The organism is Rhizobium sp. Root1334 (assembly GCF_001426665.1).
Lineage (GTDB): Bacteria > Pseudomonadota > Alphaproteobacteria > Rhizobiales > Rhizobiaceae > Pararhizobium.
On record NZ_LMEY01000019.1, the window covers coordinates 1 to 16066 of the forward strand.

At 52.3% G+C, this 16066-nt stretch carries 9 protein-coding genes and 2 pseudogenes; 10 read left to right on the forward strand and 1 reads right to left on the reverse strand.

The genetic code is table 11. From position 1 onward, the window contains the following. Positions 1-100: 100 nt before the first annotated feature. Positions 101-553: pseudogene (locus tag ASD36_RS18355) on the forward strand (UPF0149 family protein); the annotation flags it as partial. Positions 554-740: 187 nt separating this feature from the next. Here ASD36_RS18355 and ASD36_RS18360 read toward each other — a convergent pair. Next, positions 741-1610: a CatB-related O-acetyltransferase gene (locus ASD36_RS18360; protein WP_200954913.1), complete on the reverse strand. Its 870-nt coding sequence runs from the start codon at positions 1608-1610 to the stop codon at positions 741-743. A gap of 468 nt (positions 1611-2078) precedes the next feature. On the opposite strand from ASD36_RS18360, the pseudogene ASD36_RS30270 reads away from it, so the two are divergent. The 9 genes and pseudogenes from ASD36_RS30270 to ASD36_RS18405 all read left to right on the forward strand — a co-directional run. Beyond that, positions 2079-2716: pseudogene (locus ASD36_RS30270) on the forward strand (transposase); the annotation flags it as partial. A 216-nt stretch (positions 2717-2932) separates the two neighbouring features. Next, on the forward strand, positions 2933-3490 hold the full coding sequence (rfbC, locus tag ASD36_RS18370; RefSeq protein WP_060511706.1) for a dTDP-4-dehydrorhamnose 3,5-epimerase: 558 nt from the start codon (positions 2933-2935) through the stop codon (positions 3488-3490). A 44-nt stretch (positions 3491-3534) separates the two neighbouring features. Then, positions 3535-4596: a dTDP-glucose 4,6-dehydratase gene (gene rfbB / locus ASD36_RS18375; RefSeq protein WP_060511708.1), complete on the forward strand. Its 1062-nt coding sequence runs from the start codon at positions 3535-3537 to the stop codon at positions 4594-4596. Continuing rightward, positions 4596-5486: a dTDP-4-dehydrorhamnose reductase gene (gene rfbD / locus ASD36_RS18380; RefSeq protein ID WP_347360138.1), complete on the forward strand. Its 891-nt coding sequence runs from the start codon at positions 4596-4598 to the stop codon at positions 5484-5486. The genes rfbB and rfbD overlap by 1 nt, the downstream gene beginning before the upstream one ends. A gap of 26 nt (positions 5487-5512) precedes the next feature. Further along, positions 5513-6385, forward strand: a complete 873-nt coding sequence (rfbA, locus tag ASD36_RS18385) for a glucose-1-phosphate thymidylyltransferase RfbA (RefSeq protein WP_060511712.1) — start codon at positions 5513-5515, stop codon at positions 6383-6385. Between the two features lie 144 nt (positions 6386-6529). Continuing rightward, positions 6530-9229 (forward strand): glycosyltransferase family 2 protein, encoded by a 2700-nt coding sequence (locus ASD36_RS18390; RefSeq protein ID WP_060511714.1) that lies wholly within the window; start codon positions 6530-6532, stop codon positions 9227-9229. Between the two features lie 415 nt (positions 9230-9644). Continuing rightward, positions 9645-10700: a hypothetical protein gene (locus ASD36_RS18395; RefSeq protein ID WP_060641742.1), complete on the forward strand. Its 1056-nt coding sequence runs from the start codon at positions 9645-9647 to the stop codon at positions 10698-10700. A 35-nt stretch (positions 10701-10735) separates the two neighbouring features. Next, complete coding sequence (locus tag ASD36_RS18400; protein ID WP_060511719.1) at positions 10736-14083, forward strand: rhamnan synthesis F family protein; 3348 nt, start codon at positions 10736-10738, stop codon at positions 14081-14083. A gap of 133 nt (positions 14084-14216) precedes the next feature. Then, complete coding sequence (locus ASD36_RS18405) at positions 14217-15308, forward strand: polysaccharide pyruvyl transferase family protein (RefSeq protein ID WP_082562841.1); 1092 nt, start codon at positions 14217-14219, stop codon at positions 15306-15308. Positions 15309-16066: the final 758 nt, after the last annotated feature.

Consider the following 16066-nt stretch of genomic DNA (forward strand, 5'->3'; position numbering starts at 1 on the left):
TCAGAGCCTCACAATGAGCTCGTCAGATACTCTTCGGTGAGCTCATTTGACGGCCCGTAGATCAACCGAAAAATCTATGGGGCGTGGACGTCGCATACGTCTCGATGGCTACCTCACGGCCCTCATCATCGGCCCGAAGTTCATCGACCCACGCAAATGGATCCCGGAACTGACTGGTCCGGATGCCCTGAACCTACCGATGGAAACGACCGAGCATCAAGCCGTGCAGACGATTGTCGCAGAGTATAACCGCATCTCGGCAGGCCTTTCCGAAACACCGAGAGACCACCGGCCCAGGTTCACCAGGATCGATGGTCAAACCTTTGATATCTTCGATTGGGATATCTCCTTTTTGTTAGGAACAGAGTACGCGCCCAAGCTTTGGCGGCCCGTCCTGCGAGGCCATGCCGTCACTGGCGATATCATCGCGCCCATCCGCAAGCTCGGCGAGGCGAAACGCAAAGCGACCTGCCAGGATGCTGCTGATGTCGCCGAAGCACTCGTCAACATCCGAACCTACTTTATGCCGAAGCGGGCAAAGCAGAAATACTGACCGAGCGCCAGAAACCTATTCCGTCAATCACAAAAGCCGTGGGCCATTCGTAGCGCTAACGAAAAATAAAGCCTTGAAGGAGTTGGCTCGCCTCTGGACTGGCTCTCATCGTCAGCGATCAATACATTTTTCGGAAAATGTATCCAGATCATCTGCGCAGCGAGCCGCAAACGTCAAGCAAGTTCGATCATGGATTTGATCGCGCTTGTTCTATGAAAGCGTTGATATCCTCTGAAAGAATTAAAGGCAGAAACCTGTCGATTTTTGCATCTGGCCAGTCCCACCATGCAATATCCAACAGTGCTTCTGCGGCTTCGGGAGAGTGCCTGCGCTTTATTATTTGTGCCGGGGTTCCTCCATGGATCTCGTAAGGTGGAACGTCACGCGTAACGACCGACCCGGCTGCAATGATTGCGCCGTCACCTACCCTGACCCCGGAAAGTAATACTGCGCGGGTGCCAATCCAGACGTCATTGCCGATCTCTACGCCACCCTTTTCCGTGTGATCCTCAGCGCCGTCGGGCACTGACGGCCAGTAAGCGGACAACGCTACGAAAGGATAGGTCGTCGCCGATCTGTAAGAATGGTTTGCTAAAACAATTGTGACGCCGGGCCCAATTGACGTGAATCTACCTATCGTCAATGTTCCGTACCCTTGCTCAAGCACGCTGGGATTTCCGTAAGTGTGATCACCTATGGACCAGCCATACAAAGCGGCCTCGTTTGTAAAGTGCTGGCGCGTTCCTGGCCGCACAACCAGTAACGGTCCCTCGCCCGTTACTTGAAAGCGCAATCTGATTTCAGGATTTCGGAGATATGTTCCTTCAAAAACAATATCTTGCTCGGTCGTACGGTGTAGTCTCGCAGATAAATCCCCATCACTATTGTACAATACAATTTCAGACTGCTCCCAACCCCAGGACGATAAATTGATACTGTCATATCCGTGAATAATCCCAGTTGGAAGCAGCTTGAGTCGTTCCGCATATATCTTTCCAGACACGTGCGAATAGGTCCAAATGTAATCGGAAATCTGCTCTCGCTGAAAGTCTTCCACGCCGCGTCCTTACATCACAATCACACGTAATCGGCGAGCCCCCGCCAAAGGACAGCCCTACAAAACTCATTAGAGCACGTTGTGTTTGATTTCAAATAAATGCAGGTGCCCGGTGGCGCCGTATACAGCTTCTCCCTGATCAAAACTCATTCGACCATTCTCTAATGAACATAATGCGCCGTGGCTGGCTTTTGTGTTTTTGGTAGGCATCGCAGAAATGGGCGACGATGCTGACGGTTACATCAGCCTCGTAGGTCTCCTGGACTGTGGCTGGTCCGTTCGTTTCGCAACATTGATGATCTGAACGCCCAACTGCGGCATTGGCTCGATACGGTGACTAATAACAACCTTCACTGAAGTTGGCTCCCGGGATTCCCCAAGGACCGCCGAATCTGAATCTTTTAATGCCCCCATAAATATCCGGACACGATCTCCCACTTAACAAGTGTGCGAGGTAATGTGCCCATTATGACCAGTCACAGTCCTAAGATAGAATTCCTGTCCGGCCCAGAGCGCCGCCGTCGCTGGTCGACGGCAGAGAAGCTTGCCATCATCCAGGAGACATATGAGCCGGACGCAACCGTGAGCATCGTTGCTCGCCGTTATGGCATTCAGCCGAACCAGTTGTTTACCTGGCGTAAGCTTGCCACCCAAGGAGCTCTGACGGCAACTGCTGCCGAGGATGATGTCGTTCCAGCATCCGAATATCGTGCCCTTCAGAACCACGCCAAAGAACTACAGCGTCTGCTCGGCAAGAAGACGATGGAAGGCGAGATTCTCAAAGAGGCGCTTGAGATCGCCGCCGGCCCAAAAAAAACACCTGTTGCGCTCGCTGTCATTGCCGAAGGGAAGTTCCCGATGACGGCTGTGTGCGAGACTTTTGGTGTTGCCCGGTCAAACATGGTTGAGCGAGTGAGACAGCGTCCTTCCAAACCCGTGGTCGGCCGCCGTTCGGGGATGATGATCTCGTCGACGTAATCAAAGCGATCATCTCAGAGATGCCAACCTATGGATACCGCCGGGTTCATGCGCTCTTACGCCGTAAAGCCCGTAGCGAAAGCCACTCATGGCCGAACGTCAAACGCGTTTATCGGGTGATGAAGGTGCTTGGAGGAAACTTCAGGAGCGGCCATGGAAGAACATTTTAGCCGGCGGACGACAATGACCGTAAGGGTTCTGATCAACCACGGTTGGGATTAGACGCCAATTGACATTCTGCAGACTTTTGAAGGGTGCAGTTGTCGGCAACGAAGTCCATTGCATCAAAGAAAACGGGTTGATAAAAGGCGTGGCGCAATCGGTGCAGGGTGCAAGGGAAGAGAATGCAATTTGAGAATTTAGATCTGCCAGGAATAGTGTTAATCACACCGAAAAAAATTGGCGATAGCAGGGGATATTTTTCTGAAACTTTCCGTGCGGATTTATTCCTGGAGAAAGTGGGTATCTTTTCATTTATTCAGGGCAACCAGTCGCTTTCGGCCGAGGTTGGGACAGTGCGCGGGCTGCATTTTCAACTAGAGCCGCGAGCTCAGGGTAAACTGGTTCGTTGCATCAGCGGAGGCATTCTGGACGTTGCGGTCGATATCCGCAAAGGATCGCCAACGTTTGGCCAGCATGTAAAGGTAGAGTTGACCGCCGAAAATGGCTGCCAACTCTGGATTCCGCCGGGTTTCGCGCATGGCTTCTGCACCCTGGAGCCGAACAGCATTCTATCCTATAACGTGACAGATTATTACAGCGCTGAGCATGATCGCGGCTTGTTTTGGAATGACCCTGAGATTGGCATCAACTGGCCTGTCTCGGGGGATAAGGCGATTTTATCTTCAAAAGATGCAGTGCAACCCGCGCTTTCAGCTCTGGACGCAAATTTCGTTTTTTAAGTAATAAAGGATGGCCTGCCGGCCGATCATTGAGGAGAAAGTGGATGCGTGTTCTTGTTACCGGCGGCGCAGGCTTCATCGGATCGGCTGTGGTTCGCCACCTGGTTCGAGTCAAAGGCTATGAGGTTCTGACTGTTGATAAGCTGACGTATGCCGGCAATCTGGCGTCGTTGTCCGTGCTTGACAACAATCCGCTGCATCGCTTCCTCAAGGCAGATATCTGCGACAGGGCGGCAATCCAAGCGGCTTTCGACGACTTCAAACCCGACCGGGTCATGCATTTGGCCGCTGAAAGTCACGTCGATCGTTCGATCACCGGCGCGCGTGATTTCGTCGAGACCAATGTTATCGGCACCTTCACTATGCTGGAGGCAGGACGTCAATATTGGCAGACCCTTTCTACAGATAACAAGGAAGCTTTTCGCTTCCTTCATGTTTCCACGGATGAGGTTTATGGTTCGCTTGGCGATACCGGCCTATTTATGGAGGCTACACCCTACGATCCCTCTTCGCCTTATTCTGCTTCGAAGGCTGCGTCCGACCATCTCGCCAAGGCGTGGATGCGCACCTACGGAATGCCGGTGATCGTCTCCAATTGCTCGAACAATTATGGTCCTTTCCATTTTCCGGAGAAACTGATTCCGCTGATCATCCTCAATGCGCTGGAAGGAAGACCCCTGCCGGTATACGGAAACGGCGCAAATATCCGGGACTGGCTCTATGTAGACGACCACGCGAGGGCGCTCGATCTCATCGCAGAAAAGGGACGGATAGGTGAAACCTACAATGTCGGCGGTCGCAACGAACGCCGCAATATCGATGTAGTTCATCGAATCGTCGCGATCATGGACGAACTGCATCCTGAAGCGAAGCCCCATGAAAAACTAATTACCCACGTCACCGATCGTCCGGGCCATGATGCGCGTTACGCCATCGACGCTACCAAGCTCGAGAACGAGCTTGGTTGGAAGGCGCAGGAGAATTTCGAGACCGGGATCGAAAAAACCGTACAGTGGTACCTTAACAACCAATGGTGGTGGATGCCGCTTAGACAAGGGTATGATGGTAGCCGTCTTGGCCTATTGAAAGCGCCTAGAGGCAAATGATGACGCATCGATATGTTGTGACGGGAAGAGCAGGACAGGTCGTGAGCGCGCTGATCGAACGATCAGCATTTTGGCCCGGAGTTGAAATCGTGCCTCTCGGCCGGCCATTGCTCAATCTCGCGGCACCGGAAACCGTCGAAAAGTCAATCCTCGACTCCAAGCCGGACCTAATTATTTCGGCTGCCGCGTTTACAGAGGTTGATGCAGCTGAGGGTGATGAAGCAGCGGCTTTTCAGGTCAACGGCGTGGCTCCCGGTATAGTCGGGGAAAGTGCGGCGAAACTCGGTATACCTGTAGTTCACTTATCGACAGACTATGTCTTCAATGGAGAAAAGACGACGCCATATAACGAGGAAGATACCGTTAGTCCGCTTGGCGTGTATGGACATTCCAAGCTTGCAGGAGAGCTATCGCTTGCACGGGTCACGTCAGACTATGCGATTTTAAGGACAGCGTGGGTTTATAGCCCCTACGGCAAGAATTTCCTTCGCACGATGTTGCGTATCGCCGAAGGACGAGATGAACTGAATGTGGTCTGCGATCAATATGGCAATCCTACATCAGCTCTTGATATCGCGGACGGTGTTTTGCGTGTGGCCGAAAACCTGCTGTCATCTGAGGATAAAAGTTTTCGAGGCGTATTCCACATGACAGGAAGTGGTGATGCTAGCTGGGCGGACTTCGCGACGGAAATATTACGACTCTCTCTTGAGAACGGCGGCCCGACCGCGTCGATCAAACCGATTACGACGGCACAATATCCTACGCCCGCGCGGCGGCCAAAGAACTCACGCCTGGAATGTGGCAAGCTGGAAAAAATCCACGGCGTTCGGTTGACCGATTGGAAAACATCGACCGCGACGGTGGTTTCCAGACTTTTAAATCCCTAATTTTTTAATTTGCTAAGGAACATTTCATGAAGGGTATAATTCTTGCGGGTGGTAGTGGTACGCGCCTACATCCGATGACGCTCGTCACCTCAAAGCAACTTATGCCGATCTACGACAAACCGATGATATATTATCCGCTTTCGACGCTTATGTTAGCTGGTATCCGTGAGATCTTAATTATATCTACACCGCACGATCTGCCCCATTTCCGCCGTTTGCTTGGCGACGGGTCTGCTTGGGGGATTTCGCTTTCCTACGGCGAACAACCGTCACCGGAAGGACTTGCGCAAGCCTACATTATCGGTGCCGACTTCATCGGCTCAGATCCCTCGTGCCTTATCCTTGGTGACAATATCTTCTATGGCCACGGGATTACTGCCCTATTCGAGAACGCGTCGAACCGCACCGAGGGTGCAACTGTGTTTGCCTATCATGTGACCGATCCCGAGCGATATGGCGTGGTCGAGTTTGATAAATCTATGTCCGCGGTCTCCCTGGAGGAGAAGCCGGTTAGTCCAAAATCTCACTGGGCTGTGACCGGGCTTTATTTTTACGATAAGAACGTGGTCGACATAGCTGCAAACCTCAAACCTTCCGCGCGCGGCGAACTCGAAATCACAGATGTCAACAAGATCTACCTTGAACAAGGTAAACTTAGTGTCGAGCTGATGGGCCGCGGCTATGCTTGGCTCGATACCGGGACGCCGCAAAGCCTTCTGGACGCAGGCGAGTTCGTCTCGACACTGCAGAAAAGACAGGGCATCAAAATCAACTGCCCCGAGGAAGTTGCCTTCGTCAAAGGCTTCATCGATCAAACGCAGTTGGAGATACTTGCTCAGAAATTGGGGAAGAGCGAATATGGCAGGTATTTGAAAGCTGTAGCTGACGGTTCTGTTTAACACATTTGCAACAATCATGAGCTGCGATTTTGGGAAGCCGAAATACGTGAAGGAAACGACATGACGAGACTCCCAACCAGATTGCTGCCGAAATATTGACAGTGCCTTCATGAAGATTCGCTTTGATGATTGACAGGTTGGACGTTGGAAGCTGACATATCTATCCAAGAACGCCTTGCGCAGGCGCGCTGGCACGCTGAGAACCGTGAGTGGGTTTCGGCTTCACTGCATTATGGCATAGCGGCGGTAGTTGAACCCAGCTCATCACTCCTTGTCCAATACGGACATATGCTCAAGGAAGCTGGCTACCTTGAGGAGGCCGCTAAAGCCTACCGCTACGCAATGGAATGGGACGGGACTGACACTGACGCGCCACTACACCTTGGCCATCTATCTAAAGTTCTGGGACAGCTTGACAATGCCATCGAAATTTTTGATGCGCTGACACGCATTCCGCATGCGCCCTACGTCCGACCCGAAATCGATGCTCTCAGAATAGCAAAGTCGAACAATCGCCTTTTTCGCGGATTTACCGGGCAGAAGAGTGAGACCGCATCAGCTCTCCCCGACGCACTGCTGCTAACCCAAAGCAAGCTCGACACCAGAATCGCAGAAGAGCACGACAGACGGAGAAGATTAGGTCATCAAGGAGCATCAAAAGGAAGATGTCCCGCAACGAAGGGCAATAAGACTATCCCTGTTAGACTGTCGCCGTTGACCAACCTGGTCATTGAAAATGATAGTCTTTGTGCGACCACCGCAAATCCACAGATGAAACTCGGTTTTGTCAAGCCGGCTAGCATCGAAGACATCAGCGCATCTTGGGTGGAATTCCGCGTTCGGATTGTTACTCAAAGGCAGCCGCTCGATCCGGTGCTTTTCCTGGAACGTCTACCGGGTTGGGGGGAGTTTTTCTCTGTCCGTCTTCTGCCACAAGGCAACGATTTTTTCGGCGCAACCTTCTACGTTCCGAACCCAGTATTCACAATCCGCCTCGATCCCGTCATATCCGCTGGAAAATTTCTCATATCGGATGCAAGCCTCAGGAGACTTTCTTTTTCTAAAGTCCTGTCAAGTGCACGGCAGAGAATTGGAACTGTTGCTCTGGCCAAGATTATTGCAACGGCGGGATGTGGCTGGCGCAAACGTATTCATTCGACGCTGGAATGGATTTTTCAGGCACCGGCCGTCGATGCCTATGAGCGTTGGATGGCGAAATATGATCATCGAAAAAAACCAGTAGCCCGTGAAGAACCATTGCGAGCCCGGAACTCACTGGGATGGCTTTTGCCGGCCGGTCATGCCGATGTTGCGAGACTTCGTTCCACGCTGCATTCTTTCAAACTGCAGGAAGGCGATGCGGACTGGAAGCTACTTGTTATTTCTGACGACGGGGTGCCGACATCTGTCCGAGATTTTCTACATGTAGAAGCCACTCGCAACCCTCGACTGGAAATTCACACGGTTCCGGGAAAACTGGATGCGGACGAAATTCTAGCCTTGGGCTCGACGATACTAAATACCGACTACATCGCCCATATCGAAGCAGGAGATCGCCTTTCGCCCGATGCTCTTCTTTGGTTTTCTGCCACTCTTGCAGATAATCCGGGGGCAGTCTTGGTATATTGCGACCATGATATTATCGACGCCAAGCAGCGGCGTCACTCTCCACAATTTAAGCCTGACTGGAATTTCTACTACGCCTGTTGCTACGATTATATCGGCCGGACGGTAATATTCTCGGCCGCCGCGCTGAAACAGGCTGGCGGACGCTCCGAAAAATTTGCCGGAAGCCAGGACTTCTATGTGCTTTTGCGTGCCGCGGCCGCAGCGAAGGATAACCAGATTTGCCACATCCCATGGCCGCTCTGGCACTGCTATGAAATGGAGAAGGAGAACGAGAAGGATATTGTCAGTCCCGTTGCCTATATCGCGCAAACGCAACACCTAGGCTTTGCCGTGAAGCCAGGAGCTTTACCAGGAACTGCCAGACTTGTCTGGCCATTAAGGGGAACTCCGCCCCATGTTACGTTGATCATCCCTACCCGGGACCGGACAGACCTCCTGAAAAACGCTGTCGAATCCATCTTGGGGCATACAGCCTATCCTGCTTTTGATATTGTGATCGTCGATAACGGAAGTGTGGAAGCGCAAAGCCACGCCTATTATGCAAAAATATCTAAAACAGGCCGGGTCTCCGTTCTACGTGACGACGGACCTTTTAACTTCTCCCGCCTGAACAATCGTGCAGCGGCTCTTGCCAAGGGCTCGGTACTTGCATTGGTGAACAATGATGTCGAGGCGATAAAAGGCGACTGGCTTTCGGAGATGGTGCCAGCTTCGCTTGACTCGCGGGTCGGCGCCGTCGGCGCAAAACTGCTTTACGACAGTGGTCATGTACAACATGCTGGCATCGTCGGGGGTATTGGCTCAGTGGCCGGCCACGGTCACAAATACTCCCCGCGCGGCGCGCCGGGTTACATGAATCGTCTTATCGTACAACAATCGGCCATCGCCGTGACTGCGGCGTGCCTTGTCGTGGAAAAAAAGAAATTTCAAGCGGTCGGTGGCTTTGACGAGGACAATCTGCGCGTTGCATTCAACGATGTGGATCTATGTTTGAAGCTCGCTGAGCGCGGTTGGAAAACTCTATTCACGCCGTGGGCCGAGCTTTTTCACCATGAAAGCATCTCACGTGGCCTGGATATTGGCGGAAAAAATGCAGCTCGTTTCAAAGAAGAGGCAGACTTCATGACGAAAAAATGGGGCGATACGCTATTGAAAGACCGTTACTATAACCCAAACTTAACCCGCCAATATGAAGATTTTTCACTTGAACCTTAGGTTGCTAGTTCGCCTCACCTCACAATAATTCGGTGGATGCCCGTTGCCTATTGATTTGAACGGGGGAATTTCGATTATTGTTGATTTCCTTCGGATAGGCTTGCTAAGTCGGAACCGGTAATTTATCGACTGCCTGCTTTTCACCCGAATTAACGAATGAATTTATCAGAGGGCTTGGCGATGGCGAAAACTCTTAGCTTGCGTCGAGCGAATTATCAGCGTTAACAATGACCAATGTTGAGCGCCTCGCGTTTGTGTTGACCCCCCCTTCAAAGCATGTAAAAGCACTACAGAACATAATTTCCTTGTCTGGAGCAGATGCTTTATAGACGCACCAATGCTCACCAATAATATCGCCACTAAATCCACCTGTTCAATTTAGTGGGACCTCACGAGATCTTTAAAAGAGCGCTTAATGAGATGGTTTAACAAACAAAAATTTCGAGTTCTCGACAAAAGCTCGCAGTTCGATCGAAATGTGAGGATGGGCGATGAAGCCAATGCCCTGCGGCAGTGGTCGATCGCTGCGAAGCATTATGAACTCGCCCTTTCGATCAAGCCGGATGATGGCGCAATCCTAATCCAATATGGCCATTCACTCAAAGAGCAGCACTTCTTACAAGGAGCAGAAAAGGCCTACCGGAGTGCGGTGGCGGTAGATGACGCCAATGCCGATGGCCATTTGCATGTCGCCCATGTCTCGAAACTTCAAGATCGCATGGAGGATGCAATCGCATCCTACAAGGCGGCCGCCCGCCTTGGCGGGACGACATCAGTAGGGGAGGATGCCAGGAGCGAGTTGAGCAAACTCGGGGTGAAGCCTCCAGTTATCATAACTGTGAATGTGCCGCTCATTATCGAACGCGACCCATCTTACGCTCAGCTTGTTTCGTTTTTAAAGCATCATCGGTTGAAGCAGGCGTATGAGGCCCTCCTCGGTCTGCCGATGAGCGTTCCGCCTGAGATCAAGCTTATTGAAGCTCAGCTCCTTTACATCCTGGGAAAATATGATGAGGCCATCGCGCTGCTCGAAGAAATGGGCTTAGGGCAGTTGCCCCCCCCCGCTTTCGCGGTTTGGCGTACACTCTACGATGATCACGGCGATACGGAAAAAGGCATCCGTCTGGCGATCACGGAGATCACCCAGGGGCTGCAGCTCAATTGGAGCTTCGAGACAATGTCCTCACCTATCGATTATTTGGCGAGGACGGGTAATATAGAGGCAGCTTTCAACGCTCTCGAACCGCTATTTCGCACTTCCGCACGCGACACGTCAAACGGTGCCCGTACGGCAGCTGACATGAAAAAAGACCGGGGCAGTAGTCATTTCCCAAAAAGTCTTGCGTTAAAAATCCACGAAGACCTTCTTGCAAGAGCCAAAGAGCTGGAAGCCAAAGGAGAGCGCGCGCAGGCGACTTTGTTGCGGGAGGAAGCTGAAGCACTCCGGCCGGATGGTCTTCTCGTCCGTTAAGACTTTTCCCTTTTTGCAGATCAAGGTTTTCGCTTATGGACTATGGCATATATTTCGATCGAGATTATTATTTAACAACGTATTTGGACGTTCATCGTGCGGGGATCGATCCCGTAGAACATTTTAATCAATCTGGCTGGCGGGAAAACCGGAACCCATCACTGCTCTTCGATACCTATTTTTATAAACAAACTTATCTCCAAGGTGAACATACGGATATCAATCCGCTTCGACACTACATTGATTTAGGGAAGCGTGTGGGTAATTTGCCGCGACCTGAAAACGCGTTCACCCTCTCAAAAGCTGAAACACCGGCGGCCGTTGGCAGCGTCGCAATTCATTGTCACGTTTTCTATCTCTCGCTGTTTCCCGAATTATGTACATGCCTTGCAGACCTGACTTTCGATTTTTCGCTCTACGTCACCGTTTGCAAAGAAGCAGATGTCGAGGCCGCGCGACGGTATGCTCAGGAAAAGCTACCAGACAACATCAAAGTCGAAGTGCGTTTAGTGCCGAACAAGGGCCGGGATATCGGGCCGCTATTTGTCGGCCTTGCCGATATTATCGAAAAACATGACGTGTGGTGCCACCTTCATACCAAATACAGCCCGCACACCGAGTTCGGTGGACGCTGGAGAACCTATCTCATCGATCAATTAATTGGCTCCGATGCGCGAGTAAATGATGTTCTCAGCCTGCTGGAACCAGCCTCTCCCTTTGGCCTGATCTACCCCCAAAATTATTTTGAAATTAAAAAATACGTTAACCACGGAAGCAATCGGAATATTCTCGAGCACCTTTTTCAGCGGATTGGCATCAAAACTGCAGTTCCCGACCAACTGGAGGACTTTGCGGCTGGCTCGATGTGCTGGTTCAAGACTAGTGCGCTGAAACCCATCATCGACGCCAAATTTGATATAACGGAATTTGGGGAGGAAGCGTCGCAGGTTGACGGAACGCTTGCCCATTCACTAGAGCGCGCCTTATGCTTGGTACCCGATGTCGAAGGTTTTAAGGTAGGCGTCTTTTTCGCGCCGACACTACGGGTCGAGATGCTTCGCAATCCGGCGACCTGTGCGATCGAAGATAGAGAACTGGTTGGGCAGCGCTGGCTACGTGATACGCCAGCGATTTCGATCTCCCCTCCTCTGCCCCTCCACGCACCACCAGCGCCCGTGAACAGCGCCAGTCTGAGCGTGCATTGGGTGATTCCAGATTTCGGTCCAGGCGCCGGTGGGCATACGACCATTTTTCGATTTGTAAAAATGTTCGACGATGCTGGCTTTCGTCAGACGATTTGGATTCAGAACGCCTTCAACCATCGTTTTCCCGCTACGGCCAAAGCCCAAATAGTAGCATGGTACACTTCACTTTCCGAACAAGCGATAGTGCGCTTTCTCACCGACGACGTGGAGGCAATCTCTGGCGATGTCGTAATTGCTACTGATTGCTGGACAGCATATCCCGTCAGCCGCATGACGCGGTTTGCGCATCGCTTCTACTTTATCCAGGATTGGGAATCCGAATTTCATCCCGCGGGCGAGTTGCGGTTTACTGCGCTTGCCACCTACGACTTTGGGTTTACAGCTTTAACGGCTGGAAAATGGCTCGAGACAAAGGCACGCAGTGCTGGCATGGAAACATTCTGCTGGTATCTTGGCGCTGACCGCGACATCTACACTCCACTTGAAAACCCCCGTCCACGCATTAGTCACGGCCCAGTGCCAACAGGGAATTTCTTTGCAAGTGACGCGACCGGCGAAAATATCAACTTGCCGGAATTTTTCCCCATCCCGCAAGGGGATGTTCGCTCGCAAGCGAGCATTAATGGAGCCAGCATTCCACACATAGCCTTCTACGCCCGCGCCTATACGCCGCGGCGCGCTGTGCGTCTCGGGCTGGAGGCACTAGACGTCTTGGCCAAACGCGGCTGGCGCTTTCACGTGGATTTCTTCGGCGAGAACATCGATTTTGGCCAAAAACCGTACAGCTTTACGCCTCACGGTGTGCTCAAACCCGCTGAATTAGCTGATATCTACCGGTCTTCCGATATTGGTCTCGTGTTTTCCTCAACCAATTATTCACTTGTACCGCTCGAGATGATGGCCTGCAGTCTACCGGTTCTGGAGGTAGATACGGAAAGTACTCGCGTTGCTTATCCCGATGAAGCGGTTTACTTCGCTGCTCCAACCGTATACGGGGTGGTTAACGCACTCGAGGATATGCTCTCGCGTCCTGAACAGCTCGACATCCTGGTTGCCAACGCGCATAAATTCCTGGAAACGGCGGACTGGGAACGATCTGGCCGAATAGTTGCCGATGCTATCCGCACCAAGGTTCGTGAAAGCGGAGCCCCCGACATCGCGCCGCTCGTTGCGCGGCTTGAAGCAGAGAATAGGACACGTCTCTCAGCCCCAGCCCTGCACCGCAAGCCGCAAGCCTCCGTATTCATCCCGACCTACAACGCAGGCCCCGAGTTCGCAACGGTTTTGGATGCCTTGGCAGAACAGAAAATAGACGGGGGCTACGAATTAGTCATCATCGATTCTGGCTCGACCGACGAGACGCTGGATCTCATCCGTACGCGCGCGCTCCGGCAAAGAATTGTGTTACACTCTATCCCAAGCAGTCAGTTCGGACACGGCAAGACGCGAAACGCCGGGATCGATATGGCGTCCGCAGATGTGGTTGCCATTTTGACGCAGGACGCCTGCCCCACTACCCCGCACTGGTTGGACCGCCTTGTCGGGGGGTTCGATGCGGGGAGCAAGGTCGCCGGCGTATTTGGGCGCCACGTCGCGTACCCGTTGCACGAGCTCTTCGAGGGTGAACCTCTAAAAGCGATGTTCGATCGCTTCAAGCGATTAGGCGCGCTTTATGCTTGGGATCGCGAACTGCCTGGTTTTGTCGAGCGGGGATCACCTGCTTGGCAGTACCACCTGCAGTTCTACTCCGACAACAACTCCTGCCTGCGAAAGTCTGTTTGGCGCGAGGTACCCTATGCCGACGTTCCCTGGGGAGAAGATATGATCTGGGCTGCGCAGATCATTCAGCTTGGCTTCGAGAAGGCCTACGTTGACGAGGCCGCAGTATATCACTCGCACGATTACGCCCCCCGAAAATTGCTTGAGGTGGGCGAGCAGGAAGGCCGCATGTTCCTAAAGCACTTCGGAATGCGTATCGTTCCGGAGGTGAAAATAGAGAACCAAGATCAGGTGGCGTGGGACATGGCAAAGGGGCAAGCCACACAGGAAGCTCTTAAGCTTGCCAAAGTTGACGCCAACACGCCTCTGCTGACCATGCGCCGGGCTCTCCAACACGCGGCCCTTATTCGCGGCCGTATGAGCGGGGCTCGCGCGATGGGTGAGATACTGCGGGAATGATAATAACAAGGGATGCGTAAGCGAAGTAACTCTTTTACTGGGATGGGTCGGCCTTTCAGCCGATGCCAATTCCGTTCGATCAATCACAACCATACAATTGCATGTACGTGACATGCTGGAGTGAGTGTAGTTCATGTTTCATAACCCAGTTGTTGTCGGTGTTTTTTCCAATACGAACCCGTCAACATCCACGCTTCAAGATCTTTTCGCGCATTGCGGTAACAACACCGGAAATTTGTTGTTCAGCGAGAGCCTGCTACGGAATATAGATTGTGCGAAAGCAGGCAGCCTTGGCCTCTCAGTCGAGGGGTACCAAGCGTATGACAGCATCGTTATCGCCGCTGCCAACTGGCTAAATTCAAAGATGGATTTTGCCGCTCTAGCCGATCGACTTGAGAAGACTAAATTGCCCGTGGTTATTGTCGGCCTGGGTGCCCAGGCAGAGCTCGACGCAAAAATCCCAGTACTTTCCTCTGGCACTCAACGTTTGGTCAAACTTATCTCCGAACGATCGTCTAAAATCAGTGTTCGCGGATCGTTCAGCGCCGAAGTACTTGAGCATTATGGTATTAACAACGTGACGGTCACCGGTTGCCCGTCACTTCTGCTGGCTGGGGCCGCTGCGCCGCATATTAGGCATTTCGAACCGGAGCAGACTCGAGACATTGCCGTTGGCTCAACAAGGCACGGCTTCAATCCCACAGATGGTTTTCAAGCGTATTTTTACAGACAGGCCTTCAAACAAAGCATGGACATCGTGTTACAGTCCGAACTTTCGGATATGTATTTTGCCCTCGGGCGGACTAACAATGAGGCTCTACTGAGACGCGCTACTGACGCCTGTTCCGACTTCTATCAGCAGAGCCCTGAGGACGTTTCGACATACCTCAAGAAGCACGCAAAGGTCTTTTTTGATCTTAATCCGTGGCTGAAGTACATGTCTCACAAATCTCTCTACGTCGGGACCCGTGTGCACGGCGCAATAGCTTCGCTTTTGTCCGGCACACCAGCAGTTCTTGTGTGTCATGACTCACGTACGGAGGAAATGGCTCGTTCACTCCACATACCTCATGTGCTAAGTAAAGACATCGACACAACACGGGATTTAGACTTCAGCTCATTGTATTATCGCGACAAACAATCGATGTTTGAAGCGTCTTACGTGGAATATCGATCGAGGTTTTCCACATTCTTTCAGGAGAATGGGATGCGTTTGACATCTTAAAGTAGTCGCAGATTGTCGCGGGGAATCGGATTTCGAGGGGCAGAGGATAGTTCCATGCTTTTCGAAGGCCGGCACGTGTGCCGGCCAATCAAACCTGGTTCGGTCCGCCTGAACAGTTTCGGGCGTGGTTAGGTGGATTATACGGCCCCTCACTGATCAAAACTCATTGGCCCACCCTCTGCGACCGATAGACATGATGCGCCAGGGCTGGCTTTCGAGCTTTCGCCACGCATCGCAGCAATGATCGACGATATCCTCGTAGACCGTATGTTCGCACGGTGAAGGCAGTCCGCCTTCGTAGTAAGCATGAAACGGCGGTCGCACCGGACGGGCCGGTACCGAGCCCCACGGTGAAGGCAGTCCGCCTTCGTAGTAAGCATGAAACGGCGGTCGCACCGGACGGGCCGGTACCGAGCCCCATGCTTAAGCGAGGACGGACCGTGGATAAGGATAGCGAAAACTTTTCATCGGAATGGATACATCGAAATTGAAGATCTCAGTGGCGGTCGCCGACGTACGCCTCCGAGGAGGGCCGCCTTGCTAAGAAGTGAGGCGAACTGGATGCTCTGTCTATATGGACGTCAATATAGACAGAGTGAGAACCGTGGATTTAACGATAGAGAAGCGGCCGCAAGTTAGCCGTATGGAGATTGTCGTATCCGTTGCGAGCGCCCCACAGCAATTTGCCTTGACGTTCGATGGGTTCGCTACGTCGTGATGTCGCCTGACGCCAAAGGCAACATAGGAAGCGCCGGTTG

What these genes read in the sequence shown, in the direction of transcription:
- rfbC (WP_060511706.1), top strand. Translation starts at nt 2,933, where the DNA reads ATGCAATTTGAGAATTTAGATCTGCCAGGAATAGTGTTAATCACACCG.
- rfbD (WP_347360138.1), top strand. Translation starts at nt 4,596, where the DNA reads ATGACGCATCGATATGTTGTGACGGGAAGAGCAGGACAGGTCGTGAGC.
- rfbA (WP_060511712.1), top strand. Translation starts at nt 5,513, where the DNA reads ATGAAGGGTATAATTCTTGCGGGTGGTAGTGGTACGCGCCTACATCCG.
- rfbB (WP_060511708.1), top strand. Translation starts at nt 3,535, where the DNA reads ATGCGTGTTCTTGTTACCGGCGGCGCAGGCTTCATCGGATCGGCTGTG.
- ASD36_RS18400 (WP_060511719.1), top strand. Translation starts at nt 10,736, where the DNA reads ATGGACTATGGCATATATTTCGATCGAGATTATTATTTAACAACGTAT.
- ASD36_RS18405 (WP_082562841.1), top strand. Translation starts at nt 14,217, where the DNA reads ATGTTTCATAACCCAGTTGTTGTCGGTGTTTTTTCCAATACGAACCCG.
- ASD36_RS18395 (WP_060641742.1), top strand. Translation starts at nt 9,645, where the DNA reads ATGAGATGGTTTAACAAACAAAAATTTCGAGTTCTCGACAAAAGCTCG.